The 26,471-nt window shown below is 70.0% G+C and carries 24 protein-coding genes; 9 read left to right on the top strand and 15 right to left on the bottom strand.

Features of this window, described 5'->3' with window-relative positions; translation table 11 throughout:
- Positions 1-56: 56 nt before the first annotated feature.
- Positions 57-1,598 (bottom strand): M28 family metallopeptidase, encoded by a 1,542-nt coding sequence (locus tag IE317_RS11215; RefSeq protein WP_191309016.1) that lies wholly within the window; start codon positions 1,596-1,598, stop codon positions 57-59.
- A gap of 81 nt (positions 1,599-1,679) precedes the next feature.
- On the opposite strand from IE317_RS11215, the gene IE317_RS11210 reads away from it, so the two are divergent.
- Positions 1,680-2,666 carry an NAD(P)H-quinone oxidoreductase gene (locus tag IE317_RS11210; protein ID WP_191309014.1) on the top strand — a complete coding sequence of 329 codons (987 nt, stop codon included), beginning with the start codon at positions 1,680-1,682 and terminating at the stop codon, positions 2,664-2,666.
- Here IE317_RS11210 and IE317_RS11205 read toward each other — a convergent pair.
- A complete protein-coding gene (locus tag IE317_RS11205) occupies positions 2,663-3,862 on the bottom strand; it encodes a cysteine desulfurase-like protein (protein ID WP_191309012.1) in 1,200 nt (399 codons plus the stop codon). The two genes, IE317_RS11210 and IE317_RS11205, sit on opposite strands and share 4 nt — an antisense overlap.
- 134 nt (positions 3,863-3,996) lie before the next feature.
- On the opposite strand from IE317_RS11205, the gene IE317_RS11200 reads away from it, so the two are divergent.
- From IE317_RS11200 to glfT1, 4 genes are all read left to right on the top strand, one after another.
- Positions 3,997-4,563, top strand: coding sequence for a bacterial proteasome activator family protein (locus IE317_RS11200; RefSeq protein WP_191309010.1), 567 nt, complete (start codon positions 3,997-3,999; stop codon positions 4,561-4,563).
- Between the two features lie 207 nt (positions 4,564-4,770).
- Positions 4,771-5,721, top strand: a complete 951-nt coding sequence (gene wzm, locus IE317_RS11195) for a galactan export ABC transporter permease subunit Wzm/RfbD (protein ID WP_191309008.1) — start codon at positions 4,771-4,773, stop codon at positions 5,719-5,721.
- 3 nt (positions 5,722-5,724) lie between these two features.
- Positions 5,725-6,540, top strand: a complete 816-nt coding sequence (wzt, locus tag IE317_RS11190) for a galactan export ABC transporter ATP-binding subunit Wzt/RfbE (RefSeq protein ID WP_191309006.1) — start codon at positions 5,725-5,727, stop codon at positions 6,538-6,540.
- Positions 6,540-7,448 (top strand): galactofuranosyltransferase GlfT1, encoded by a 909-nt coding sequence (gene glfT1, locus IE317_RS11185; RefSeq protein ID WP_191309004.1) that lies wholly within the window; start codon positions 6,540-6,542, stop codon positions 7,446-7,448. Before wzt ends, glfT1 begins: the two co-directional genes overlap by 1 nt.
- Positions 7,449-7,499: 51 nt before the next feature.
- Here the strand turns inward: glfT1 and IE317_RS11180 are convergent, their stop codons facing one another.
- From IE317_RS11180 to IE317_RS11165, 4 genes are all read right to left on the bottom strand, one after another.
- Complete coding sequence (locus tag IE317_RS11180) at positions 7,500-8,996, bottom strand: hypothetical protein (RefSeq protein WP_191309002.1); 1,497 nt, start codon at positions 8,994-8,996, stop codon at positions 7,500-7,502.
- Positions 8,997-9,007: 11 nt separating this feature from the next.
- Complete coding sequence (locus IE317_RS11175; RefSeq protein WP_229902634.1) at positions 9,008-9,577, bottom strand: DUF3558 domain-containing protein; 570 nt, start codon at positions 9,575-9,577, stop codon at positions 9,008-9,010.
- 6 nt (positions 9,578-9,583) lie between these two features.
- Positions 9,584-10,030 carry a hypothetical protein gene (locus tag IE317_RS11170; protein ID WP_191308998.1) on the bottom strand — a complete coding sequence of 149 codons (447 nt, stop codon included), beginning with the start codon at positions 10,028-10,030 and terminating at the stop codon, positions 9,584-9,586.
- Positions 10,031-10,159: 129 nt separating this feature from the next.
- On the bottom strand, positions 10,160-10,924 hold the full coding sequence (locus IE317_RS11165) for an ESX secretion-associated protein EspG (protein WP_191308996.1): 765 nt from the start codon (positions 10,922-10,924) through the stop codon (positions 10,160-10,162).
- Between the two features lie 116 nt (positions 10,925-11,040).
- Between IE317_RS11165 and IE317_RS11160 the strand changes: the two genes are divergently transcribed.
- On the top strand, positions 11,041-11,286 hold the full coding sequence (locus IE317_RS11160; RefSeq protein WP_191308994.1) for a hypothetical protein: 246 nt from the start codon (positions 11,041-11,043) through the stop codon (positions 11,284-11,286).
- A 51-nt stretch (positions 11,287-11,337) separates the two neighbouring features.
- Here IE317_RS11160 and IE317_RS11155 read toward each other — a convergent pair whose 3' ends face one another.
- Both IE317_RS11155 and IE317_RS11150 read right to left on the bottom strand, forming a co-directional pair.
- A complete protein-coding gene (locus IE317_RS11155) occupies positions 11,338-13,251 on the bottom strand; it encodes a glycosyltransferase (protein ID WP_191308992.1) in 1,914 nt (637 codons plus the stop codon).
- Between the two features lie 8 nt (positions 13,252-13,259).
- Entirely contained in the window at positions 13,260-13,727 is a 468-nt protein-coding gene (locus tag IE317_RS11150; RefSeq protein WP_191308990.1) for a GtrA family protein, read from the bottom strand.
- A 152-nt stretch (positions 13,728-13,879) separates the two neighbouring features.
- Here IE317_RS11150 and IE317_RS11145 point away from each other — a divergent pair, with 152 nt between their 5' ends.
- The gene (locus IE317_RS11145) at positions 13,880-15,214 is read left to right on the top strand and encodes an FAD-binding oxidoreductase (RefSeq protein WP_191309150.1); all 1,335 of its coding nucleotides are present in this window, start codon (positions 13,880-13,882) and stop codon (positions 15,212-15,214) included.
- Positions 15,211-15,966 (top strand): decaprenylphospho-beta-D-erythro-pentofuranosid-2-ulose 2-reductase, encoded by a 756-nt coding sequence (locus IE317_RS11140; RefSeq protein WP_191308988.1) that lies wholly within the window; start codon positions 15,211-15,213, stop codon positions 15,964-15,966. The genes IE317_RS11145 and IE317_RS11140 overlap by 4 nt, the downstream gene beginning before the upstream one ends.
- A gap of 38 nt (positions 15,967-16,004) precedes the next feature.
- On the opposite strand, the gene IE317_RS11135 is transcribed toward IE317_RS11140, so the two are convergent.
- The 7 genes from IE317_RS11135 to glf all read right to left on the bottom strand — a co-directional run bounded on the left by IE317_RS11135 (position 16,005) and on the right by glf (position 24,296).
- The gene (locus IE317_RS11135) at positions 16,005-18,656 is read right to left on the bottom strand and encodes a hypothetical protein (protein WP_191308986.1); all 2,652 of its coding nucleotides are present in this window, start codon (positions 18,654-18,656) and stop codon (positions 16,005-16,007) included.
- Positions 18,653-19,177, bottom strand: coding sequence for a hypothetical protein (locus IE317_RS11130; RefSeq protein ID WP_191308983.1), 525 nt, complete (start codon positions 19,175-19,177; stop codon positions 18,653-18,655). The genes IE317_RS11135 and IE317_RS11130 overlap by 4 nt, the downstream gene beginning before the upstream one ends.
- Before the next feature lie 112 nt (positions 19,178-19,289).
- Positions 19,290-20,807, bottom strand: coding sequence for a glycosyltransferase family 87 protein (locus tag IE317_RS11125; RefSeq protein WP_191308982.1), 1,518 nt, complete (start codon positions 20,805-20,807; stop codon positions 19,290-19,292).
- 75 nt (positions 20,808-20,882) lie between these two features.
- A complete protein-coding gene (locus IE317_RS11120) occupies positions 20,883-21,497 on the bottom strand; it encodes a hypothetical protein (protein ID WP_191308980.1) in 615 nt (204 codons plus the stop codon).
- 108 nt (positions 21,498-21,605) lie between these two features.
- Positions 21,606-22,565: a decaprenyl-phosphate phosphoribosyltransferase gene (locus tag IE317_RS11115; protein WP_191308978.1), complete on the bottom strand. Its 960-nt coding sequence runs from the start codon at positions 22,563-22,565 to the stop codon at positions 21,606-21,608.
- Positions 22,562-23,080 carry a phosphatase PAP2 family protein gene (locus IE317_RS11110; protein ID WP_191308976.1) on the bottom strand — a complete coding sequence of 173 codons (519 nt, stop codon included), beginning with the start codon at positions 23,078-23,080 and terminating at the stop codon, positions 22,562-22,564. Before IE317_RS11110 ends, IE317_RS11115 begins: the two co-directional genes overlap by 4 nt.
- Positions 23,073-24,296: a UDP-galactopyranose mutase gene (gene glf, locus IE317_RS11105; RefSeq protein WP_191308974.1), complete on the bottom strand. Its 1,224-nt coding sequence runs from the start codon at positions 24,294-24,296 to the stop codon at positions 23,073-23,075. Before glf ends, IE317_RS11110 begins: the two co-directional genes overlap by 8 nt.
- A gap of 79 nt (positions 24,297-24,375) precedes the next feature.
- Here glf and IE317_RS11100 point away from each other — a divergent pair, with 79 nt between their 5' ends.
- Complete coding sequence (locus tag IE317_RS11100; protein WP_191308972.1) at positions 24,376-26,448, top strand: DUF6541 family protein; 2,073 nt, start codon at positions 24,376-24,378, stop codon at positions 26,446-26,448.
- Positions 26,449-26,471 lie beyond the last annotated feature (23 nt).

Genomic DNA, 26,471 nt, shown 5'->3' with positions numbered 1-26,471 from the left:
AGCGAACACGCCGAAGGGGCCGCCCCGCAAGCCGGGACGGCCCCTTCGGTCTGTCGTCAGGCAGTCAGTGCGTGCGGGTCACCCGCGACGGCACGGGCGGAGAAGTTCCGCTGCGCCTGGCGATCGGCGGCCTTCTGCTTGGCCGCCTTCGCCTTGCCCGGCTGGACGCCGTTGATGCTCTCGGTGCTCGTCGCGTAGAGGCCGAGGGCCCACGCGACGCCGTCGGCGTTGCGGTCCAGCGCGACCCGGTCGATGTTGCCCAGGTTGTCGCAGGCCTGGTGGTAGCACGGGTCGAACGCGATGCCGGCCGTGCCGCCCCACTTCGCCGCCTGCGCCGGGGTCTTCAGCACCTCGGCACCGGTGTCGAGGCCGCCCGCCGGGATGCCGACGGCGATGAACTCGCCGTAGTCCGACCGCCCGGTGAAGTCGGTGCCCTCGAGGGACACCCCGCGCGCGGCCTGCATGAAGTCGACGAAGGTCTTCTCGATCTGCGCCGAGCCGTACGGGCCGGCGCCCGCGCCGACGCCGTCGGAGTTGTCCCCGTCGTAGGCGAAGTAGCCGGCGTTCGGCGACCCGATCATGTCGAAGTTCAGGTAGAGCGCGATGTCGAGCTGCTGCTCGAAGGTCAGCTGGTCGACGTAGTAGGTCGAGCCGATCAGGCCGAACTCCTCCGCGCTCCAGAAGCCGAAGCGGACGGCGTTGTTGACCTTCGGGCTGCTCCCCAGTTGCAGCGCGGTCTCGAGCAGGGTCGCCGAGCCGGAGCCGTTGTCGTTGATGCCGGGGCCGGCCGGGACGCTGTCGAGGTGCGACCCCAGCATCACGACGTTGTCCTTGCGCCCGGTCTTGGTTTCGGCGATGACGTTGTAGCTGGTCCGCGCCTCCTGGAAGGTCCGCAGCTCCAGCGTCACGTTCTGCCCGCCGAGCGTGGCCAGCTGCGCCCCCGCGGCCGCCGTCACGCCCCCGGTCGGGATCACCGCGTTCTCCGGGCCGCCGAGCGTCCCGTTGAGGTCGCCGTCGGTGTTGTTGTAGACGATGGCGCCGATCGCGCCCGCGGCCGCGGCCGTCTGCTGCTTCTGCGCGAACGAGCAGCCGCCGCGCTTGATCAGCGCGATCTTGCCCGCGACGTCGGCGGGGTAGTCGGCGGCCTCGCAGCCGCTGGTGTCGTCGACGGCGACCACGGACAGCGGCGCGGTGATGCCGCCGACCGGCGTCGACTTCGTGTACTCCATGGCGATGATCGGGACGTTCGCGCCGCCCGCGGTCAGCTTCTCGGCGAGCGTCTCCGAGTAGGTGAACGGGAACTCCTGGCGGGTCACCTGGTAACCGGCCGCTTCGAGCTTGGTCGCGATGTACTCGGCGGACTTCTTGTGCCCCTCGGTGCTCGCCGCCCGGGTGCCGCCGTTCGTGTCGGCGATGCGCTGGAGGGCGATCAGGTGCCGGTTGACGCCGTTGACGTCGACCTTCTTGACGAGCTGCTTCGCCAGGGCCGGACCGTCGGGGAGGGTGTTCGCGGCGACGGCCGGGGTGAGGCCGAGCACGAGCGTGGCGCCGGTGGCTATCGCCAGCGGCGGAAGAAATCTCGTTCTAAAGGGTGACATGGTTGCTCACCTTTGTTCGATATGTCAGGTCCGTCAATGCGCCTTTCGGCGGGAACTTTGGCCGCGGTATACAGTCGACACATGTACGCGATCACCATCCGTGAACCAGGTGACCCGGACGTTCTCGAGTGGGCGGAGGTCGCGGATCCGCGTCCCGGCCCCGGCGAGGTGCTGCTGGACGTGGCGGCGAGCGCGGTGAACCGCGCGGACCTGCTGCAGCGCCAGGGCCACTACCCGCCGCCGCCCGGCGCGAGCGAAACCCTCGGCCTCGAATGCTCCGGCACGATCGCGGAGCTCGGGGAAGGCGTGGAAGACACTGCAGGCTGGAAAGTCGGCGACGAGGTCTGCGCCCTGCTTTCCGGCGGCGGCTACGCGGAGAAGGCCGTCGTCCCGGCCGGGCAGCTGCTGCCGGTGCCGGGCGAGATCGACCTGCTGACCGCGGCCGCGCTGCCCGAGGTGGCCTGCACGGTGTGGGCGAACGTCGTGATGCACGCCAACCTCACCGAAGGCGAGGTGCTGCTGGTCCACGGCGGCGCCGGCGGCATCGGCACGCACGCCATCCAGGTCGGCAAGGCGCTCGGCGCCACCGTCGCCGTCACCGCGGGTTCGCCGGACCGGCTCGAGAGCTGCCGCCAGCTGGGCGCCGACATCACGATCAACTACAAGGAGCAGGACTTCGTCGAGGTGCTCCGCGAGGAGACCGGCGGCGCGGACGTCATCCTCGACAACATGGGCGCGTCCTACCTGGGCCGCAACGTCGACGCGCTCAAGCAGGACGGCCGGCTGGTCATCATCGGCATGCAGGGCGGGGTGAAGGGCGAGCTGAACGTCGGCGCGCTGCTCGGCAAGCGGGCTTCGGTGTTCGCCGCGGGCCTGCGGTTCCGGCCGCTCGACCAGAAGGCGGCGATCGTCGCCGACGTCCGTGAGCGCCTGTGGCCGCTGGTGTCCGACGGCCTGGTCAAGCCGATCGTCGGCCAGGTCGTGCCGATGGCCGAAGCCGCGTCCGCCCACCGCGTCCTGGAAGAGGGCAGCGTGTTCGGCAAGGTCCTGCTGGCCGCGAAGTCTTAACGCAGTTCTTCCAGGACTCGCACGAGCTGGTTGATCTCGAAGACGTTGGAGTAGTGGGCGAGCCCGATCCGCACGGCGCCGCCCACTTCTCCGACGCCGAGTGACGCGAAGACGCCGCTCGTGCCGTCGTCGGCGAAGGCGCACAATCCCTGCTTCGCCAGGTACTCGGCGACCTCGGGCGCCTTCTTGCCGGCGACGGCGAAGGCGAGCGCGGGGATCCGGCGCATGGCGTTGCCGATGACCATGATGTGCCGCAGCGACAGCAGTTCCGTGGACAGCTGCGCGAGCAAGCCGGCGTGGTAGGACTTCGCCGACCCGAGCGAGGTGACCAGGCGCTCGCGGCGTGAGCCGGTGGCGGCGTCGTCGAGGCCGGAGAGGTAGTCGATCGACGCGATCAGCCCGGCGAGCAGCGGGTAGGCGTGCGGGCCGAGCTCCAGCCGGGCGGCGCCGCGGGCCGTCGGGTCGAGCGAGGCCGGGGGGATCCGCTCGATGAGCTCGGGGTCGCGGAAGACGAGGGCACCGACCGACGGGCCGCCCCACGCCTGCGCGGACACGACCATGACGTCGGCGCCGAGCGCGTTGATGTCGAGCGGCAGGAAGGGCGCGGCGTAGGTGGCGTCGACGACGACGAGCGCCCCGACCCGCTTGGCGAACTCGATGATCGTCGGCACGTCCGGCCGGGTGCCGACGGAACCGGACGCGAGCGTGACGGCGACGGCCTTGGTTCGCGCCGACACGAGCTGCTCGTACTGCCACGCGGGCAGCTCGCAGGTCTCGATGTCGATCTCGCCCCAGCGCACGACGGCCCCGACGCGCTTGGCGGCCCGCTGCCAGGGCGCCAGGTTGGCCTGCTCGTCGAGCCGGGACACGACGAGTTCGTCGCCGATGGTCCAGCGCTCGGCGAGCGCGTCGACGAGCCGGCGCAGCATCACCGGCGCGCTCGGCCCGAGCACGACGGCAGCCGGGTCGGCCCCGACCAGGTCGGCCACGGCCCGGCGGGCCGCGGTCACGATGCTTTCCGCGCGTTGTGAGGCCGGAAACGCTCCGCCCGGCCCGGACACCGGGGCGCGCATCGCCGTGGAAACGGCCGAAGCGACCTGTTCCGGGACCAGCATTCCGGCGGCGCCGTCGAAGTGAATCCAGCCGTCACCCAGCGCGGGAAAGAGCCCACGGATACGAGCGACGTCGAACGCCATGGGGACACCGTACGGACGTGCGGTTTCGCCGTGCGTCCGGGGTTGGGTGGAGAGCCACCGGGAACCCGGTTTGCGGCTACGCTCGGAGACGGACACCCCGCGGGTGTCGCGGAGCGTGGCGGAGGCAAGCCAGGATGGAGCACATGACCGAGCCGAACTTCACAGCGGGTGACCCGGGCCAGGAACCTTCACCCCACGTGGTGGTCGTCGGACCGGACGGCACGCCGGTGGGCGCCCACTCCCCCGACGGCGACCACCCGGAGTCGGTGGGCGACCTCGTCGAAGAGCCGGCGAAGGTGATGCGCATCGGCACGATGATCAAGCAGCTCCTGGAGGAGGTCCGGGCGGCCCCGCTGGACGACGCGTCCCGCACGCGGGTGCGCGAGATCCACCAGACGTCGATCCGCGAGCTGGAGAAGGCGCTGGCCCCGGAGCTGCAGGACGAGCTGGAGCGGTTGGTGCGCCCGTTCACCGACGACTCGACGCCGTCGGACGCGGAGCTGCGGATCGCCCAGGCCCAGCTGGTGGGCTGGCTGGAGGGCCTGTTCAGCGGCATCCAGACGGCGTTGTTCGCCCAGCAGATGGCGGCCCGCGTCCAGCTGGAGCAGATGCGGCGTGGGCTGCCGGCGGGACCGTCGGGGATGGCCGGACACGGGCACGAGCACGGGCCGGGGATCTCGGGGACGGGCCAGTATCTCTGACCGAGGAGGTTGTCCACAGACCGGAGGGCCTGTGGACAACCTCTGTGGACAACTCGGGTGCCGTGAATGACTCATTCCTGACATCCGACGCGGTGAATGAGTCATTCACGGCATTACCGGCCCCGCAGCAGCTCCAGCACCACCGCGGGCGCTGGTTGCGGGCGGGGTGGCCAGGCCGGTGCCGGGCCCATCGGTACCCTCGTCCACGTGCATGCCACCAGCACGGTTCAGGCCGCAGACTCACCCGTGGCGACGTCGGCTCCCCCGGCGTCGGACAGCAAGACGTTCTCGCGTGCCTTCGCCGATATCAAGGCCGGATTCCACGCCCGCGAGCTCTGGGGTCACCTGGGCTGGCAGGACATCAAGCAGCGGTACCGCAGGTCGGTGATCGGGCCCTTCTGGATCACGATCACGCAGGCCGTCCTCGCCGTCGGGCTCGGGCTGCTGTACTCCCAGCTGTTCAAGCTGCCGGTCGAGGTGTTCCTGCCCTACATCTCCACGGGCTTCATCATCTGGGGCTTCATCGTCGGCTGCCTGTCCGAGGGCATGGAGACGTTCATCGCGAACGAGGGGCTGATCAAGCAGCTCCCGGCGCCGCTGAGCGTGTACATGCTGCGCACGGTGTGGCGGCAGACCCTGATGCTCGCCCACAACATGATCGTCTACGTCGCCGTGCTGGCGATCTTCTTCAGCGCGCTCAGCAACAAGTACTCGTTGCTGGGGGACGGGATGTGTGTCCCCAACCACATCTGCCACCCGGGCCTCAGCTGGAACATCCTGCTGGCCATCCCCGGCTTCCTGCTGCTGGCGCTGAACGCCGGCTGGGTGACGCTGCTGTTCGGCATCATCTCGACCCGCTTCCGCGACATCCCGCAGGTCATCAACTCGCTGATCCAGCTGCTGTTCTACGGCACGCCGATCGTCTGGCCGGTCGACCAGCTGATGACCGGCGGCACCCGCGAGGCCGCCTCCTGGATCCTGCCGATCGTCAAGATCAACCCGCTGTACCACTTCATGCAGGTGGTCCGCGCGCCGCTGCTGGGGCAGGAGTTCTCGGTCGGCAACTGGATCGTGGTCGGCTCCATCACCGTCGTCGGTTGGGCTCTCGCGCTGGTCGCGATGCGCAACTACCGTGCCCGCGTCTCCTATTGGGTGTGACACATGGTCTCCATTGACGTCCACAACGCGTTCGTCGACTTCCCGATCTTCGACGCGAAGACGCGGTCGATGAAGAAGAAGGTCCTCGGCAAGGTCGGCGGCAAGATCGGCACCGACACCAAGGTGCCGATCATCGAAGCCCTGCACGACGTGACGCTCACCCTGCGCGAAGGCGACCGCGTCGGCCTGGTCGGGCACAACGGCGCCGGCAAGTCCACGCTGCTGCGCCTGCTCGCCGGCATCTACGAGCCGACCCGTGGCTCGGCGCGGATCCACGGCAAGATCGCGCCGGTGTTCGACCTCGGCATCGGCATGGACCCGGAGATTTCGGGCGTCGAGAACATCATCATCCGCGGCCTCTTCCTCGGCATGAGCGCCAAGGAGATGGAGAAGCGGGTCGACGACATCGCGGAGTTCACCGAGCTCGGCGACTACCTGCAGATGCCGCTGCGAACGTACTCGACGGGCATGCGCGTGCGGCTGGCGCTGGGTGTCGTGACCTCGATCGACCCCGAGATCCTCATCCTCGACGAGGGCATCGGCGCGGTCGACGCGGCGTTCCTCAACAAGGCGCGCGACCGGCTCAAGGACCTCGTCAAGCGCTCCGGCATCCTGGTCTTCGCCAGCCACTCGGACGAGTTCCTGTTCGAACTGTGCGATTCGGCCATCTGGATGGACGAAGGTCACCTCAAGCAACAGGGTTCGCTGCGGGACGTCCTCACGTCGTACAAGGGCCGTGACCCCTTCGAAAACATGAGCCAGGAAACCTTGGAGCGCTTCGGCATCGAGCCGGTGGCGACGACGAACGGCGGGGAATGATGGCCAGCGAGACCCGGCAGCTGCCCGACGGCGCGGTCGTCGGCGTGGTCGTCACGCGGCACCGGCGCGAGCTGCTCGCGGACTCGCTGAAGGTCATCGCGGCCCAGACCCGCCCGGTCGACCACCTGGTGGTCGTCGACAACGGGCCGGACGACTCCGCGCGCGAAGTCGTCGAGAACTACCCGCTGCCGCACACGTACCTGCCGTCGCACCGGAACCTCGGCGGCGCCGGCGGGTTCGCGCTGGGCATGCTGCACGCGCTGTCGCTGGGCGCGGACTGGATCTGGCTGGCCGACGACGACGGGCGCCCGGCCGACGAGAACGTGCTCGCCATCCTGCTCGAGGAAGCGGAAAAGCGGGGCCTGGCGGAGATTTCGCCGGTGGTGTCGAACATCGACGCGCCGGACAAGCTGGCGTTCCCGCTGCGCCGCGGCCTGACCTGGAAGCGGTCACAGTCCGAGCTGGGCGCGGACTTCCTGCCCGGCATCGCGTCCCTGATGAACGGTGCCCTCTTCCGCGCGTCCACCTTGGACGTCGTCGGCGTTCCGGACCTGCGCCTGTTCTTCCGCGGCGACGAGGTCGAGCTGCACCGCCGGCTGGCCCGCTCGGGGCTGCCGTTCGGCACGTCGCTGAAGACGAAGTACCTGCACCCGGACGGCTCCGACGAGTTCAAGCCGATGCTGGGCGGCAAGTTCCACGCGCAGGACCCGGAGAACGAGGTCAAGCGCTACTACACCTACCGCAACCGCGGCTACCTGCTGTCGCAGCCGGGCATGCGGAAGATCGGCGCGCTGGAGATCGTCCGCTTCGGACTGTACTTCGTGGGCGTGAAGCGGGATCCGAAGGCGTTCCTGCAGTGGCTGAAGCTGGTGCGGCAGGGCCGCGCCGAGAAGTTCTACCGCTACTGAGTCCAACGGAAAGGGCCCCCGCTCACCGCGGGGGCCCTTTCTGCTGAACACTTATTCGCCGATGACCGGCGGGGCGGTGCGCATGTCGGTGCCGAAGACCTCGTCGGGGTCACCCTCGACCAGGTACGTCGGGCGCGAGTGCTCGGTGTCTTCGTCGCCTTCGCCCTTCGCGCCACGGCCCAGGCCACCGCCGCCGGGACCCATGCCCCCGCGACCGGCGCCACCCGCGCCGAGACCGCCCATCCCGCGTCCCGCGGCCGCTTCCGCGGCACCGATCCCGCCCGGCCGCGCGGCGCCCGACGCGGCACCCGCGCCCGTCGCGTTGCCGGCGGCACCCGAGCCGCCGGGGCCGAACCCGCCGCCACCGCGTCCACCGCCACCGCCGCCGACCTTCGAGTTGTAGGCCTCGTCGCCGCCGAAGTTCATCCCGCCGCCCATCGGCATCGGGCTCATCGGCGGCATCCCGCCGAACTGCTGGTTCGGGTTCTGTGTCGAGGCCGCCGGGACCGAGCTGGGCGTGAAGCCGGACGGCGTGGTGGTGCCCGCGGGCACGAACCCCGACCCGGTGGTCGAACCGGGGCCGGAGATGTGCGGCACCGGCGCGCCGGTGCCGCCCGGGACGTTGCCGGACACGAACCCCTGGGCGGTGCCGCCGGGCGTGTTCACCGAGTGGGAGCCCGGCATGTTCACGCTGGACGGGTTGTTGATGCCGTTCTTGTCGCCGGTCCCGGTGGGGTCATCGCCGCCCCCACCGGTGCTGAAGCTCGGGGGCGGCGCGAACGCGGGCTGCTTGGAAGCGGCCTCGTAGAGGTTCTTGTCGTACGTCGCCATGACGCTGGCGGCCTCGTCGTGCGCCGCCTGGCTGTCCTTCTGCTTCTGGATCGACTTGTCGACGTTGTCGGGCAGGCTGAAGGGGTTCGAGGTCGCCCAGTCCTTGAACTCGTCCTTCCAGCTGAACGGGATCGGCGCCGGCATGGCGTTCTTCGCCGTGGCGGCGGCCTGGCCCTGGTCGTAGATGGTTTCCGAGGCCAGCTTGGCGTTCTGCGAGTTGGCGTCGGACCACTTGCTGAGGCTGGTGAAGTACTGCTGCGCGTTCTCGGCGGCGCTGCCTTCCCAAGTGCCCTTGGAGGCGTTGACCGCGGTGTTCATCGACTGCGCGAACTTGTCGAAGACCTGGTGGACCTGGTGGTAGGCGGTCGACACCTCCGACACCTGGTCGACGTTGAGGTTGCTCTGGAGGAACGCCTGCAGCTGGGCGTGGTCGCTGCCCTTGTAGTCCGCGTTCGGCGCCTGCAGCCCCTGGACGTACTCGACGTCACGGCCGGTGGTGGCTTCCCGGACGTTCTTGTCGCCCATCTGCTGCGACTGGTTCTTGGCCTGGGCGCGCGCCATGAAGTCCTGGACCCACCCGAAGAGCCAGTTGTCGGGGTCGACGCCCTCTTCGGCCTTCTTCTGCAGGTAGGCGTCCCGCTCGGCGGGCGCCATGTTCTGCACTTCCTGGGGCGACTTGTCCTCGGTCTTCGGCGGCGGGTTCTGTCGCGTGGTCATCTGAACTCCCCTCACGCCTTGGGCAGTTTGGGCTCGACGGCCTTGGTGGCCACGTCGTTGGCCATCTGACAAGCCTTCTCGACGGTGTCGACCGCGGTCACGTTCACGTCCACTCGCGCGTTGTCCCCGACCCCGAGCGCGACCGTGCACCCGAGCGGCGACTGGCTCGAGGCCTGTTTGGCCTTGCGGCCGTTGACTTCGAGGTCCTTGATACCGCCGCCGGTGTCGTTGACCGAGGCAAGCGGGGCATCGTCGCGGATGGCGACGCCGATGATGCCGCCTTCCTCGCTCGCGTCGGTGCGCTGCTTCTGATATCGGCAAACTCGGGCACTACCGAGCTTCTGCTCCTCGCCGTCCTTGAAGGTGCCGTAAGCGGCCACGTCGGCGGCGGTCAGCAGCGTGCAGGGCTCCAGCGACGTCGTCGTCGCGCCGCCCGGATCCGCCGAACTCGACTCCCCGGTGGATGGCGCGGACGTCGCCGAGCCGGCGGCTGAGGGCGTCCCGGTCCGGGTGTCCGTGCACCCGGCCAGCAGCAGGGCACCCGCGGCGACGGGCAGAACGGCGCGTACGAGGAGTTTCATCATTCCCTAGGACTTGGGCTTCAAGCCGCCGAGAGCGGCGTTCTCGGATTCGTTGTAGAGACCCGCGGCGCGCTCGAGCGCCTCGTTGGCCTGCCGGGCCACCTGCTTGAGCTGGTCGAGCACGACGGTCGCGGACCCCTCGGCCTGCGCCGCGCCCTTCTGGTCGTGCGCCGCGATCGTGTGGCCGTACGGGTGGTTTCCGAGCTGCGGTGCCTGGTTGAGCACGTACGTCGTGTCGCTCAGCATGTCCAGGTCGTCGACCAGGGCGAGGAGCGCCGTCGTGAGCGGCTTCACGCCCTCCGGGGTGATCTTGAAACCACCGCTTTTGGCCGCGTCGACCAGCTTCTGCGTCTCCGCGGTGACCGCGCGCACCGCGGCGCCCATGGCGCCCGAAGACAACGGGTTGACAATGTCGGCGATCGAGCCTCCGCCCCCGCCGTCGGCAATCAGCATCGCTGTTCCACCCCGAATCGCTTCGCCCGTGCGTGTGCACCCGGAAGTCTACTAGCCGGGCACCCTCCGCCACGGCCGTTCACCGATCTTCACCTTCGACGCAGCTGCGGGGCGGGCGGTTCCGCAACGTCAGAACTGGCCTTCGAGCTGGGCGTACAGCTGCTGCGCCAGGCGGGCGTTGTCGGCCGGGGCGTAGGTGATCCAGCGCTGACCGTCGGCGGCCGCCCGTGAGGACATCAGCCAGCGGCCGTTCGGGGTGTCGAACCAGGCCAGCGGGGGGAACGACCCCCCGCGGGTCTGGGCGGTGAACTGGCCGACGCGCTTCTTCGGCTCCTGGAAGACCCGCTCGATCATGCGGAGCTGCGGGCCACCGCCGCCGCTTTGCGAGCGGGGGCCGGTGACACCGGCGAACGGGTCGTACGCCTCGTCGCGGCGCTGGTGGCGGGGCTGCGGGGCCGGGCGCGAGATCGTCACCGACTGGCCGGGCGCCGCCGGCGTCAGCGGGAGCAGGTCGACGATCGCCGGCACGATGCCGGTCGGGCGGACCTCCTCGAAGACGATGAGGTTCTCCTCCTGGCGGGCGAGCACCGCGAACTGCCCGTCGGAGGCCACGCGGGCGAACAGGTGGCGGTCGCCCAGCTCAGCGGCCGCGTTGATGGTCACGCTGCCGCGGACGAACGTGGCCAGTGCCAGCTCGGCGTCCGGGTCGAGGCGGCCGCGGCTCCACAGCCCGCGGCCGGTCAGGTCGCGGATGACGGCGTCGCGGATCATCGCGCGCTGTTCGACGGTCGTGCCGACGTGCGGGACCTCGAACGGCGTCGGCGCGCGCCCGAGCCCGAGCTGTTCGAGCAGGATGTCCACCGCCGCCAGCGACAGCGAGAACGAGTGCGGCATTCGCTTCCAACCCCCCGCGGATGAGTCCGGCCTTCGCAAAACGGTAGTCCACCCCGCAGCTGCGCCCTCAGCGAACCCACTTGCCCCGGCAAGATCGCCGCTGGTCCGATGGACGCATGGCTGACCCGAAACCCGCCCTCGTCCTGCACCTCGCCACCGGCGGCGAACCGCTGCTGTTCGCGCTGACCACCGAAGAATCCGGGAAGCTGGCGGGCAAGCTCGCCCAGCTCGTCAAGACCGGCGCCGTCGAAACGGTGACGACCAAGGACGACTCGGTGGTCGCGGTGAACTTCGCGCACGTCGCCGCCGCCTACATCGACGACCTCACCCGCAAGAGCAAGGTCTTCGGCCTCCACGCCTGAGACGGCGAAGGCCGCCTCACGACGAGCGTGAGACGGCCTTCGCGGCGAACCTCAGAGCTTGTACAGGCGCTTCCAGTTCTCGCGCGAGGTGAGCTCGGGCATGGCCCGCTTGTACTGCTCCTGCACCGCCGCGCCTTCCTTGCGCAGCCGCTGGACGACCCGCGCGCCCTGCTTGGCCAGCGCGAACATCTTCACCCGGTCGTAGGACCGGACGCGGACGCCTTCCTGGCTCGCGTCGGTCACCACCGCGGTCTGGAACTGCGCGATGTGCCACCAGTTGGCCTCGTCGATCGGCACCGCGCCGAGCCCGAACTTGCTGCGGCCGAGCACCCGGTCGATGACCCGCCGGAGCAGCACGACGCGCTGCAGGGTGGGCCGCGGCGGGGTGTTGATGATGCCGATGTCGCTGGAGGCGATGCCCGGGACGTCGATCGCCTTGTGGCGCTTGGTCTCCGGGTAGTTCTCGCGGATCCGGCGGATCTCCTGCATCGCCTCGACCCCGCCGTCACGCAGGATCTCCGGGCCCTTCAGGAAGTCCTCGACGGCCTTGATCAGGGTGGCCGACAGGCCGTACTGCATGCCGAGCAGGTAGCGCACCAGCTGCGCGATCAGCACCCGCGAGAGCAGGTTCAGGTTGAACGGCGAGTGCAGGGCCGCGGTGATGATGGAGTTGCGCAGGTTGAAGTACCGGTGCCACTCGTCCCAGTCCTTCATGTGGAAGTCCGCGTGCCACACGCCCGCGCCCGGCAGGGTGACGGTCGGGAAGCCGTGCGCGCGGGCCCGGTAGGAGTACTCCGCGTCGTCCCACTGGAAGAAGAACGGCAGCGGGTAGCCGGTGGCCTTGACGACCTCGTAGGGGATCAGGCACGACCACCAGCCGTTGTAGCCGGCGTCGAGACGGCGTTCCTGGCGGTTCGGCTTCAGCGTTTCCTCGTCCACGCCGAGCAGGTCGGCGGTGGTCAGCGAATGCTCGACCGGCTGGCCGGGCTCCAGCGTGTTGAGGCGGGCGTACTCGGCGCCGACGTGCAGCTGGTTCGGGTGGAACAGGTTGAGCATCTGGCCACCGACGATGATCGGGTGGGCGGCGCGGTTCGAGAACGCCGTCATCCGGATGACCAGGTCCGGCTCGAGCAGGACGTCGTCGTCCATGAACAGGACGTTCGCGTGCTCGGTGGCGGTGTGCCCGGCCACCTCGTAGAGGCCGCGGGTGAAGCCGCCGGCGCCGCCGAGGTTCGGCTGCTTGATGTAGTGCAGCTTGTCGCCGAGGTCCTTGGCGACCTGCTCGAAGCCGTCACGCGACTCGACGAGATCGGTGCCCTGGTCGGCGACGTAGATCGCGTCCAGGGTGTCCAGCGAGGAGACGTCCGCGGCGAGGGCCTGCAGGTTCTTCAGGCAGTCGTCGGCGCGGTTCATCGTGCAGATCGTCACCGCGGTCGGGCGGATCTTCTCCGGGGCCTCGACCGTCCAGCGGACCTGCTCGACGCGCAGCGTCTGGCCGCCCTCGGTCTCGAGGTCGAGCCAGAGCGCGCCACCGTCGTAGAACTTGTCGAGTTTGCCGGTCAGCGACACCTTCGCCTGCTTGGCGTCCTTGATCTGCTCGGCGGCGACCACGCGGGGCTCGCCTTCGACGTCGGACGCGCCCATGGACAGCAGGCCGGTGCCGGTGACGACGGCCTCGACCGAGACCTCGGACACGTTCGTCCAGCGCTGCCAGTAGCTGGCCGGGAACCGGCCGAAGTAGGTGTTGCCCGACACCTTGGTGGCCGGGTCGAGCGTGATCGACGCACGTTCCCGCACGGCCGCGCCCCACTCGAGCTCGGCGTAGAGGTCCTTGCTGACGATCGGCGCCGGGCCGGCGTAGAGCCCGCGCTGCGCCGTCAGGCGACCCTGCGGAGTGTGCTCGGTGAACCGCGTCTCGGCGGCCGCGCCGGTGGTCGGCGCCGGGGTAGCTGTCTTGCCGGGCATGGAAGTCCTCAGTTCTCCTTGGTCGACGGCTCGCGGAAAACGACCCACTTGAGCATCACGAAGTTGATCACGGTGGCGGTGGCCTGCGACACGGCCCAGCACAGCGTGTGCTGCCAGGCGGACTCCGGCAACACCTGCAGCGCCAGCTGGTTCACCCCGACCGCGACGAAGAACGTCACGGTGTAGAGCAGGACGAACGAGCCGATCTGCGCTTTGCCGTCGCGGCGCCCGCCGGCGAAGGTGAACTTCCGGTTCAGGAAGAACGCCGTGGTCGTGCCCACGATGAAAGAGATAGCGCGGGCGACGTCGACCCACGGTGAGGTGGCCATCCCGGCCACCTGGGTCAGCAGGGTGTAGGTGCCCAGGTCGACCAGGGCGCAGAATCCCCCGATCAGGGCAAAGCGGATGAGCTGGCCCAGCAGTCCCGGGGAGGACTGAGCAGCCGTCAGGTCGGCTTGCGGATCGGTCGCCACCACTGCATTACCTCGATACTGAGTCACGGGTCACCCGCGCGGGCGCTTGTGCCTTGATGCGCAAAGTGTAGAGAGGAGGGCTTCCGTGCCACGTTCCGGGCGTGGCTACCCTGGTCGGCGTGACCCAAGCACCCAACACACAGCGTCGCACGCTCATGGGCTGGGCGCGGACCGCACCGACCACCGCCGACGTGCTGACCACCGCCGATGTGGAGGTCATCGCCCGCGCCGTGGCCCAGGCCGGTGAGCGCGGCGTGATCGCCCGCGGCCTCGGCCGGTCCTACGGCGACCCGGCGCAGAACGCCGGCGGCCTGGTCGTCGACATGACGGCACTGAACCGGATCCACTCGATCGACCCCGACAGCGCGCTCGTCGACGTCGACGCCGGGGTCAGCCTCGACCAGCTGATGCGCGAAGCCCTGCCGTACGGCCTGTGGGTGCCGGTGCTGCCGGGCACGCGCCAGGTCACCATCGGCGGCGCGATCGCCAACGACATCCACGGCAAGAACCACCACAGCGCGGGCAGCTTCGGCAACCACGTCGTGTCGATGGACCTGATCACCGCCGACGGGCAGGTCCGGACGCTGACGCCGGAGGGCCCGGACGCGGAGCTGTTCTGGGCGACCGTGGCCGGCATCGGCCTGACCGGCATCATCGTCCGGGCGAAGATCCGGATGACGAAGACCGAGACCGCGTACTTCCTCGCGGACAACGAGCGCACGAACAACCTCGACGAGACCTTGGAGCTGGTCAGCAACGGCTCCGACGACAACTACACGTACTCGTCGGCGTGGTTCGACACGATCTCCACCGGCTCGAAGCTCGGCCGCGCCGCCTTCGGCCGCGGCTCGCTCGCGAAGCTGGACGAACTGCCGCCGAAGCTGCGCGCGAACCCGCTGAAGTTCGACGCCCCGCAGCTGGCGACGCTGCCGGACATCTTCCCCAACGGCCTGGCCAACAAGCTGACCTTCGGCGCCATCGGCGAGCTGTACTACCGCAAGACGCCGAAGGCCGCCCGCGGCGTGATCCAGAACCTGACGGCCTTCTACCACCCGCTCGACATGTTCGGCGAGTGGAACCGGGCGTACGGCTCGAAGGGTTTCCTGCAGTACCAGTTCTCGACGCCGCTGAACGCGCACGAGCCGCTGCGCAGGATCGTCAAGAAGATCGCCGAGTCGGGGCACGTGTCCTTCCTCAACGTCTTCAAGCGCATGGGCGAGGGCAACGCGGCGCCGCTGTCGTTCCCGCACCCGGGCTGGATGGTCTGCGTCGACTTCCCGATCAAGGACGGCCTGAGCCGGTTCTGCCAGGAGCTCGACGAAGACGTCCTGGAGCTGGGCGGGCGGCTGTACACGGCGAAGGACTCGCGCACCTCGCCCGAGACGTTCGCGAAGATGTACCCGCGGCTCGAAGAATGGCGCAAGGTCCGCGCTTCCATCGACCCCGAAGGCGTTTTCGCCTCTGACATGAGCCGGAGGCTCGAACTGTGATCGACGCGGTGGGCAACCCCCAGTCCCTGCTCCTGCTCGGCGGCACGTCCGACATCGCGCTGGCGATCGCCGAGAAGTACCTGGCCGAGAAGCCGCTACGCGTGGTGCTGGCCGCCCGCCCGTCGCCGCGCCTCGATGCGGCCGCGCAGCGCCTGAAGGACCGCGGCGCCGAGGTGTCCGCTGTGGACTTCGACGCGAAGGACACGGCGTCCCACCCCGGCGTGCTGGCCAAGGCGTTCGAGGGCGGCGACATCGACGTGGCGGTGGTGGCGTTCGGCCTGCTCGGCGACCCGGAAGAGGTCTGGCAGGACCACGCGAAGGCCGTCGAGCTGGCGACGGTGAACTACACGGCGGCGGTGTCGGTCGGCGTCGCGCTGTCGGAGAAGCTGAAGGCCCAGGGCCACGGCACGGTGATCGCGCTGTCGTCGGTGGCGGGCGAGCGCGTCCGCCGCTCCAACTTCGTCTACGGCTCGACGAAGGCCGGCTTCGACGGCTTCTACCTGGGCCTCGGCGAGGCCCTCGCGCCGCACGGCGTGAAGGTGACGGTCGTGCGACCTGGCCACGTCAAGACCAAGATGACCGAGGGGCTCAAGGACGCCCCGCTGGCGCAGACGGCCGAGCAGGTCGCGGAAATCGCGGTCAGCGCGGCGCGCGCGGGCAAGGAGCTGGTCTGGGCGCCGGCGCAGTTCCGCCTGGTGATGTCGGCGCTGCGGCACGTCCCGCGGCCGATCTTCCGCAAGCTCCCGATCTGAGGGCAGCCACCGACGTGGTGGATGCCCTCAGCTGAGCGTCACAGCTCGTTCAGCGCCTCGGTGATCTTCGGCTTCCACGGCCAGTTCCCGGCGTGGTCCGGGCACCGAAGCCCGAGTTGCCACAGCTCGCGCGCCCGTTCGACGTCACCGAGACCGGCCATCGCCTGCCCGTAGTAGTACAAGTCGCGGGAGAGCGCCTCGCGGTGCGAAGGCGGGTCGGTCAGGTCGTCGGCCAGTGCTTGGGCGAACAACTCGGCGGCCACGGCCCAGTGGCCGGCGGCCCACGCCGCACGAGCCCGGAAGATGAGCACCAGGTCGGCGCGGGCGTTCTGCTGGATCCACGGGTCGTCTTCCAGCGCCTGGAGATGCGTGACGACCAGGTCGAGGTCGCCGGTCAGCAACCCGAGGTCGGCCAGGTGGGCGTGCGCGTTCATCACCCAGCGGGACGCGTTCGGCCCTTGTGCGTCCTCGCCGGCGAAGTGTTCCAGCGCGGACAGGTGCTCGGTTTTGTACTCCTCCGGATCGACGACGCCGCCCAGCAAGCCGTGCCGCAGGCCCACCAGCCGGGAGATGTATGCGCTGGTCCGGTCACCGGCTTCCTCGGCAGCTTCCGCGGATTCGGTGAACCAGGTCAGCGCCTGGTCGAGCCGGCCGTGCAGGGCCTCGAGGTAGGCGAGGTCGTAGAACAGTGAAGATCGCTGCCGCGCCGACGTGACGTGGTCGACGTCGTCGACATCCGCGATCGCCTGCGCGAGGAGCCGGTGCGCGGCGTCCAGGTTGTCCGTGCCGCCCAGCCGGCGCAGCCGTCCCGCCTCGCCGTGGGAGAACGCGATTCGCGCGGCCGCACGGTTCCTCGGGTTGGGGATGGCCCGCTCGAGGTAGTCGGAGTCGCTCAGCCGGCGCAGCACCGCCGCGTTGAGGTCGGCCACGTCGTGCCGGTGCTGGAGCATCGCGTGCAGGCTGCTCGCGAGGTCGGTCCGGCCTTCGTTGATCAACCGTGCCAGCACCGCGGTGAGGCCCTCTTCCAGTTCGGGCGAACCGGACAAGGCCACGTAGGCAGCCACGTAGTCACCCAGCATGTCGTCCACGCCGACCCGGTGACTCTTGGCGAGCCCGAAGGAGGGCACGGCCAGCAGGTCGGTGAGCAGCTGCTCGGCCTGGCGGCGGGTGCGGGCCGAGGCGGCGGTCCGGATCGACGCGACGAGGTGCGAGGCCGTGTTGTTCAGGGCGTACGCGTCGTCGCAGGTCGCCCAGGAGTCACCGTGTTCGGTGAGCAGCCGCTGGGCGAGGGCGAGGTGGCTTTCGTCGGCTTCCACATGCCAATCATCCAGGATCCGGTCCTCGTCCGCCGACGTCAGGAACTCGGCCATCGTGACGTGGTGCAGTCGGATGGCCCGGTTGTCCCCGGACAGGAACTGGGCCAGATCATCGAGTGCCTGGCGGGCGTGAGCGCGGTCGCCGGCCAGATCCGTGAGCAGGAGCAGCGTCTTCAGCGGCAACGGCGCCTGGGCGACGGCGAGCACCTCCAGCAGCTTCCGGTGCACGCGCGCCCACACGTGCGTCCACTGGTTACCTTCACGGCGCTTCACCGTGTCACGAATCACCACGAGGAAGTACTCGTAGATACCGTCCAGCCCCGCGGGCAGCACGGAGAGCCGGGTGAGCCCCGCCACCCGTTCGCCGTCGCCGTCGCTCACCGCGTCCCGCAGCCCCCTCGCCCACAGCGTCAGGTAAAGGAAGCTGCCTTCGGCGTGGTCCGCGATGCGCCGGGCGACCGCCTCCACGCCGACTCTGCGCACCTCCGGCAGCTCGGCGATGCCGGGATCGGACACCACTGCCCGCGCGTACTTGAGCAGGTCCTCGCGCACTTCGGCCGCGGAAGGTTCGATCCGTTCCTCGCGCAGCCGGTCCGCCTGGGCGAGCCGGAACCGCCTCAGCAGCTCGGTGTCCGGCCGCGCGGACACGACCACCCGCAGGTTCGCCGGCAGCTCCGGGCAGTCGGCGAGCCATTCGAGGATGTCCGTCCGTCCCGCGTCACGCCCTTGGTGCCGAAGCTCGTCCACGGAGTCGATGCAGAGCACGACCATGGCCGTGGGGTCACTGGCGGCCAGCCGGACGGCGGGCTCGATCAGCGCGAGGTGCTGCAGGTTGCCGACGTCGTTGAGGCGCGAATCCGCGACCATCCGCGCGATCTCGAACCCGACGACACTGCCTTCCGCGACCTCGACCTGCTGCGCCACCTGCACGGCCGTGTGCTGGAACGGCGAGATGTGCAGCAAGCCCACGCGGGCGCCGACGACGCGACCCGCTTCGGCCACCCGGCCGACCGCCTGGGTCACCTGGACGTCCAGGTCGACGCGCATCAGCTCCGGACGCAGCAACGCCAGCTGGTGCCCGATGCTCAGCAGCAACGACCACGCGTCGCCGCTGGCCAGCGGGTGGCTGCTGAGCCGTCGCAGGAAGTACCGCGGCGACAGGGCGTGGCGCTGGGTGAGCCACGCCAGCAGAGTGCTCTTGCCTGCCCCGGGGCCACCGGAAACCAGCACGAACCGGCAGTCCGGGTCACGGAAGTGCCGCTCGATCCTCGCGGCCAGCCAGAAGCGCTCGACGAACCCCTGCTCGAGGTAGCGGGCGATGACCTTTTCGTACAGCAACTCGTCCCGGCTGAGCCGGGGCTGCTCGTCGGTCAATCGCCGATCCGGTCCAGATCGACACCCACGGCGGTCCCGGAAACCTCGTCCGCCCGGACGGCGCCGCGCACGTGGGCGTTTCCGCCGACGACCCGCGCGCGAACCCCGGCGACATAGCCGGAGACCGCAGCGACGTCGACCGTGCCTTCGACCACCGGGCCGGAGGCCGGGCGCTGCTCACCCCGGAAGGTGATGCGCTGGCGGTAAACGGCTTCGAGCAACCGCCGGACGGCGTCGGTGGTCTCGAGCAACCGACCGTCCTCGGTGCTGATGGGTTCGATTTCGTCGACGTAGTCCTGCAGCACCTTGCGCAGCTCGCGCAGATCGGGTTCGACCCGGTCGAGCACCGCGGGATCCGGGTCCAGGGGAGCCAGCTGTCCCTCCAGCGCCGACACGTCCGGTGCCGCGGCCGCCTTCTCGCGACGGCGTTTGAGAAGCTCGGTTGCCTGGTTGTACACGAACTTGATGCCTTCGGTGAGCACCGTTGCCCCGAGTACGGAAAGCGTCAACGGATCCGCCATTGTTCCTCCCCACGTTCGACGGCACTCGTCCTACCGTCCCCCGCGCGGGGGAGCAAGCCCTTTAGCCTGAACGGCCGCAGGTCGACAGCTGCTGGATCCGGATGGTCGAGGCTCAGCCGCCGGTGGCGTGGGCGGGGACCAGGTAGAGGTTCTGGCTGCCCACCCACGGTGAGTCGATGTGCCAGCTCGCCAGCGCGGTCCGGGGTGGGGTGTGGCGGGTGGTCGCCAGGACCAGGTCCGGGCTGATCGGGGCGACGCTGTGGTCGAAGTTGTGGAAGTTGGCCTCCAGCAGCGCGCGGCCGAGGTCGTCGCTGCGGCGCTTGGTCTCGGTGATCGCCGGGTCGACCGCGCCGCGGTCGGAGAACTCGTCTACCAGCTCGCAGTCGCACGCGTACGCCAGTGCGCCGACCTCGCCCGCCGTTTCGACTTTGCGGCCGTTGGCGATGGCCGCCAGCTCGTGGCCGATCTCGCGGTACTCCGTCGTCGACGCGTGGTTGCTCGTGATCGGCGCGAACTGGCGGGGCAGGCCCGGCAGCGCGTACACCGCGACGCTCGCCGCGAGGGCCGCTCCGGCCAGCGTCCACGTTCCGCGCCGGATCCGCTCCGGGACCGCGGACGCACAGGCGGCGAGGAAGATCGTCGCGCCGATGATGCTCGGCGCGTAGTACCAGTGGTAGGGCGGCACGCCCAGCCGGCTGTAGGCCAGGTAGTGCAGCGCGCCGGCGGCGGCGAGCGCCGCGAACGGTGTCAGGCGGCGGGCCGTCTCCGAGCCGCGGCGGTACTGGACCAGCCAGGCCGCTCCGGCGAGGCCCGCGAGCAGCAGCGGCAGGAACGACAGCGTGGCCGCGGCCGGGAAGTTGCGCCAGTACAGCAGCGGGCCGTTGGTGAAGCTGAACGGTCCCCACGACTGCTGGCTGATCTTGATGACGAGCGTGTCCGGCACGGCCGAGCCGAGCACCACCCAGCTGAACCCGAACCAGGGCAGCGTGACGGCGAGCGCCGCGAACGCCGTCCGCCAGATGCCGGTCCAGAACTCGCGGCGGGCGGCGAACAGCACCGCGGCGATCAGCAGCAGGTCGATCCGGACGAGCGCGAGGAGCCCGATCACGACACCCAGGCGACCCGGCCGGCGCTCCCCCGCGTAGACCAGCGTCCACACGACGCCGGTGGCGCCGAGCGTCACCTCCAGCCCGACGGACGACAGCAACAGCGGGTTGACCAGCAGCAACGCGAACGTCAGCGGCGCGAACGCCGTCGGCAGGCCGGTGCGCTCACCCAGGCGGCGCAGGCCCAGCACGAGCACCACCTGCGCGACGACGAACACGACCCCGGCGGCCAGCACGGCGTCGCGCAGCACGAACGTGACCGCGCCGAGGGCCAGGACGTTCAGCGGGGAGGTCGCGGTGTTCGCCGTGCCCTGCTCGATCAGGCCCCAGTGACCGTGGAAGGCGAGGTTCTTCGCGTAGGACAGCGTGATGTAGGTGTCATCGATGAGATGGCTGCTGACCAGGGCGAACACCAGCGCGGAGGCAGCTGCGGCGCCGGCCGGCAGGGCCCACGAGCGGGCGACGGGGATGGCCGTCGGCAGCGCGCGGACGGCGTGGGGAACTTCTGCGGAGGCGCTTCGCATCCCGGCCACCGTACCCCGCCCGTGATGCTTTCGTGATCTGAGCGGGGTACGGGTGGCCCAGGCCACACTGCGGGATCAGATGCCGTCCCCGGAGCCGGTGCCGCCGTTCCCGCGGCCGCCGAAGCCGGGACCGCGGCCGTTGAAGCCCTGGTCGGGGCCGTTGTACTGGCGGTGGACGCCGGGGCGGCCGTCCCGCGGGCCGTGGTGGCTCGCGGCGGCGAGCCCGCCGACGATCCCGGCGCCGACCAGCATGCCGAGCACGCCGACGGCGACGAGCTGGGTGGCCCGGTGGCCGACGAACCGCCGGAATCCGCCGGGCTGCCGCGCGGCGGGCGGAGGCGGACCCCAAGCGGGGTAGGGCTGACCGGCGCCGGGGGGCGGTTGCCGGCCGTGGACGCCGGACTGGTCGGCCGGAGCAGATCCGGGCGCTGCCGGATCGGCCGCTCCCGCGGCCGGCGCGGTGGCGGCTGGGCCTGCCGGTTGGCGCGGTTCCGCGGGCTCGGCAGCAAACGCGGCCGTGGGAGGTGCTTGCGCTGCGGCATCGCCCTGGTCAGCAGCAGCGGCCGAGGCAGGCGGGGCCGCTGGGTCGGCCGGTGCCGCGGCCGGGGTGGGGTGCGCCGCTGTGGGCTGCTCGGCCGTCGGCTGCTCGGGCTGGTCCGGGGCCTTCTGCTCGCGCGGCTGGTCGTTCATCGTCGCTCCTGTGGTCACGGGGACGGGCGCAGTGCCCGCCCCCACCACCTCAGGGTGCGCCGCTCAGCTGTGCGTGACCTGTAGCGAAGCTGTCGATTCGCGAAGAGCTCACAGGTAGAACGCGAGGAACAGGGTGATCACCCAGGTCGCGCCGAGCACCTGCAGGATGCGGTCCTTGAGCGCGATCTCCTCGGGCTCGCCCGCGATGCCGCCGTCGACGTCGACCGCGTACCTGAGCACCGCCACCAGGAACGGGACCATCGAGATGAGCGCCCACACCGAGTTGTGCTCGGTCTGGCGGATCTCGAACGCCCACAGGCAGTACGACATGATCAGGATCGCCGCCGACGTCGCCCAGACGAACCTCAGGTAGCTCGCCGAATACTTCTTCAGCGACGAGCGGATCTTCGCGCCGGTCCGCTCGAAGAGCATGATCTCCGCGTAGCGCTTGCCCGCCACCATGAACAGCGAGCCGAACGCCGTGACCAGCAGGAACCACTGCGACAGCGCAATGCCGCCCGCCACACCGCCGGCGATCGAGCGCATCAGGAAGCCCGAGCCGACGATGGCCAGGTCGACCACCGGCTGGTGCTTGAGGCCGAAGCAGTACCCGAGCTGGACGGCCTCGTAGACGCCCAGCACGACCGCCAGCTGCCAGCTGGCGAGGAACGACACGCCGAGGCCGGCCAGGAAGAACACGACCGCGGCCCCGTACGCGACGGGGACCGGCACGATCCCGGCCGCGATCGGCCGGTTGCGCTTGGTCGGGTGGGCGCGGTCGGCCTCGACGTCGATGGCGTCGTTGATGAGGTAGACCGAGCTCGCCGTCAGCGAAAAGGCCACGAAGGCGATGATCGCGTCGATCAGGAGACCGGTGCGATCGGTCGACTTCGAGAACGCGAAGAACGGGGCCGCGAAGACCAGGACGTTCTTCACCCACTGCCGGGGCCGCGCCGTCTTGATGACGCCGCCGACCAGGCCCAACGGCCCACGCGACGCAGGAGGCTCGACAGCCTCGGGCGTCACGGCAGTTTCGTCGCTGTCGCGCTGCTCGGTCGTCTCGCTCATGGGTTCTTCTTCAGCTTCCGTCGTATCAGACCACCGACGAGCCCCCCGAGAGCTGCACCGGCCAGAACGTCTGTCGGATAGTGAACGCCGAGCACGAGCCTCGAGGCCAGCATCGGCGGTACCAGGGCGGGCACCAGGTTACGCCCGGTCAATCCGGAGTAGAGCACCGCCGCCGCCGTCGTGGACGTCGCGTGCGACGACGGGAAGCTCAGCTTGCTCGGCGTGCCGACCAGGACCTCGACGCTCGGGTGGTCAGGTCGCGGCCGCCTGACCACGCGTTTCACCGCGATGGAGGCGGCGTGCGCGCCGACGACACCCGCCGACGCGACCAGCCAGTCCTTGCGCCGCTTCTTGTCGACCGCCGCCCCGAGCAGGCCGAGCGCGAACCACCCGGCGCTGTGCTCGCCGAAGTGCGAAAGGCCGCGCGCAGCCTTCACCGAAGCTTCACTCTTCAGAAAGCCCTGCGCCTTCGCGAGGACGGCCACCTCTCCGGCGGGCTGTCCCTTCTCAAGCATCGAGCGACCCGTCGAGCGGCGCGCCGTCGGTCAGGTGCGGGGCGATCTTGTTGTCGAACGCCGACAGCGCCGAGCCGATGGCCATGTGCATGTCGAGGTACTTGTACGTGCCCAGGCGGCCGCCGAACAGCACGTTCTTCTCGCGCGCCTCTTTCTTGGCCAGCTCGCGGTAGGCCTCGAGCTTCTCGCGGTTCTCCGGCGTGTTGATCGGGTAGTACGGCTCGTCGTCCTCGCCCGCGAAGCGGGAGTACTCGCGGAAGATGACCGTCTTGTCCTTGGGGTAGTCCCGCTCCGGGTGGAAGTGCCGGAACTCGATGATCCGGGTGTAGGGGACTTCCTGGTCGTTGTAGTTGACGACCGAGGTGCCCTGGAAGTCACCGGTCGGCGCGACCTCGGACTCGAAGTCGACCGTGCGCCAGGTGAACTTGCCCGCCGAGTAGCCGAAGTAGCGGTCCAGCGGCCCGGTGTAGACGGTCGGGGTGCCGGCCGGGATGTGCTCGCGGACGTCGAAGTAGTCGACGTTGAGCCGGATCTCGATGTTCTCGTGCTCGGCCATCTTCTCGAGCCACGCGGTGTACCCGTTGACGGGGAGGCCCTCGTAGGTGTCGTTGAAGTACCGGTTGTCGAAGTTGTAGCGGACCGGCAGGCGCGTGATGATGTTCTCGCCCAGGTTCTTGGGGTCGTTCTCCCACTGCTTCGCGGTGTAGCCCTTGATGAACGCCTCGTAGAGCGGGCGGCCGATCAGCGAGATCGCCTTCTCCTCGAGGTTCTGCGCGTTGGCCGTCTCGAACTCCGACGACTGCTTCGCGATGAGCTCGCGCGCTTCGTCCGGCGTGTGCGACTTGCCGAAGAACTGGTTGATCAGGGCCAGGTTCATCGGGAACGAGTAGACCTGGTCCTTGACCCGCGCGAACACACGGTGCTGGTAGTTCGTGAACTCGGTGAAGCGGTTCACGTACTCCCACACGCGCTTGTTCGACGTGTGGAACAGGTGCGCCCCGTACTTGTGCACCTCGATCCCGGTCTCCGGGTCGGGCTCCGAGTACGCGTTGCCACCGAGGTGGCTGCGCCGCTCGAGGATGAGGACCTTCTTGCCCAGCTCGGCCGCGGCCCGCTCGGCGACGGTCAGGCCGAAGAAGCCGGACCCGACGACGACGAGGTCGTAACCTGCGAAATCGGCTTCAGTAATCTGTGCGGGGTTCGTGTGCGCGCTCACGGGCGTCGAGGGTACGGGGGTCGCTGACCCGGCTCGCACCCGACTATCACATTTCGGCCTACGACACACCTGGAAAGCAGTGCCTGCACCCGAGGACTTCTGGAGCTACTTCGCCGCGGTGGCCACCTACGTGGCCGTGCTGGCGGTCCCCGGCGGGCTGGCCGGGTGGGCCGCCGGCCTGCGTGGCTGGGCCCTGGCCGGGCTCGCGCCGCTGCTCAGCTACGCCATCGCCGGCTTGGCCGGCCCGTGGCTGGCGATCGCGCACGTCCCGTACGGCTCGCTCAGCGTCGCCGCCCTCACCCTGCTGCTCGCCGCCGTGCTCTACGGGCTGCGCCGCCTGGTCACCGCGCGCGGCCGGCTCACCCCGGGCGCCGAGGGGCCGGGGCTGCCGTGGACGCGCCGGGCGCACCTGGCCGTGGCGGCCTGCGTCACGATCGCCGTCGCCGTGTCGATCGTCGTGGTCGTCACCGGCCGCGGCGGGACGACGGCGGTGTTCCAGCGCTGGGACACCGTGTTCCACGCGAACGGCATCCGCTACATCGCCGAGACCGGCGACGGCTCGCTGACCGGCATGGGCACCATCAACTGGTACCCCGGCGGCTCCTTCTACCCGAACGCCTACCACCTGGTCGGCGCGCTGGTCTACGAGCTGTCGGGGACGTCGATCCCGGTCACGCTGAACGCGATCACCATGCCGATCGCCGGGCTGTTCGCGCTGGCCATGGCCGCGCTGGTGCGCCAGCTCGGCGGCCGGGCGGTGTTCGCCGGCAGTGCCGCGCTGGTCGCCGGCGGCGCGACGACCGGGGCGTACGAGTCGGTGTCCAGCGGCCTGCTGCCGTTCGCCCTCGGCATCGTGTTGACGCCGCTGGCGGTCATCGCGCTCCAGCGGTTCCTCGCGCGGCCGGGCGTCGACACCGGCGCGGTCCTGGCGCTCAGCGCGACCGGCCTGCTCGCCGCCCACTCGAGCGCGCTGTTCGGGGCGATCCTGTTCGCCTTCCCGCTGGTGGTGCAGCGCTGGTACCGGGCGCTGCGCGGCAGGCTTTTCGGGGGTCCGGGTGGCGAAGCCCCCGGCCCGGAGCGAAGCTCCGGTTGTCACGGCCGCCGCGTCGACGGCGTTCCCGAGGGCACGCGCGCCTGGCGGGTCGTCGGCGGCGACGTGCTGCGGATGCTGCCGGTGATGGCGGTGGCCGGGGTGATCGCCGCGCCGATGATCCTGGGCGCGATCGGCTTCACGTCCGGCTCGTACCCGTACCACGCCTGGGGCTCGCACATGCCGGTGTGGAAGGCGCTGGCCATGCTGGCGACCTTCAAGCAGGTGCTGCCGGTGCCGCAGATCTGGCTGACGGTGTTCCTCGCCGTCGGCGTGCTGACGCTGGTGGCGCTGCGGCGGATGCGCTGGCTGGTGCTCTCGGCCCTCGGGTTGTCGGCGTTGTTCGTGGTCGTCGCGTGCTTCGGCGGCGAAGACTGGGTGATCAGCCTGTCGCGGCCCTGGTGGAACGACCGGTTCCGGCTGATGGCGCTGGCGTCGATCCCGATGTGCCTGCTCGCCGCGCACGGCATGAGCGAGACCCAGCGGTGGCTCGCGAAGCAGGCGAGCGGACGCGCGTGGGTGCGCGCACGGCCGTGGCTGACCGGCCGGGTCGGACTCGCGACGGCGGTGCTGCTCGTCGTCGCGATGGGGGTGCTGACCGGCGGGTTCTACCGCGCGGCCAACGCCAAGACCGTGTCGCTGCTCTACTACAACGGCCTGCCCGGTGAGGTGGTCCCGCCGGTCAGCCGGGACGAGATCGACGCGATGGACCACCTCGGCACGCTCGGCATCCCCGCCGACCAGAAGGTGCTCAACGACCGGCTCGACGGCACGGCCTGGATGTACGCCCTGACCGGGGTGCACCCGGTGGCCGGCCACTACGACGCCGGTGTCGCTCCCCCGGACGCGCTCTACCTGGCCCAGCACTTCGCCGACTTCGACAGCGACCCGCAGGTGCGCGCGGCCGTGCAGCGGCTGAACATCCACTACGTGCTGGTCGGCAGCGGCACCATCCGCCGGGACACGCCGATCGCGCGGGGCCTGCAGCACCTGGACGGGCACGACTTCCTGCGGGTCGTGTACCGGAACCCGGGTGCGGTCATCTACCGGATCGTGAAGTAGAACGCCCTCGTGGCCGCTGCGCC

Origin of the sequence: Amycolatopsis bullii, assembly GCF_014654205.1 — a bacterium.
In the GTDB taxonomy this organism is placed as follows: domain Bacteria; phylum Actinomycetota; class Actinomycetes; order Mycobacteriales; family Pseudonocardiaceae; genus Amycolatopsis; species Amycolatopsis plumensis.
Note: the sequence above shows the minus strand (reverse complement) of the source record. Positions and strands in the feature narration are given on the sequence as shown.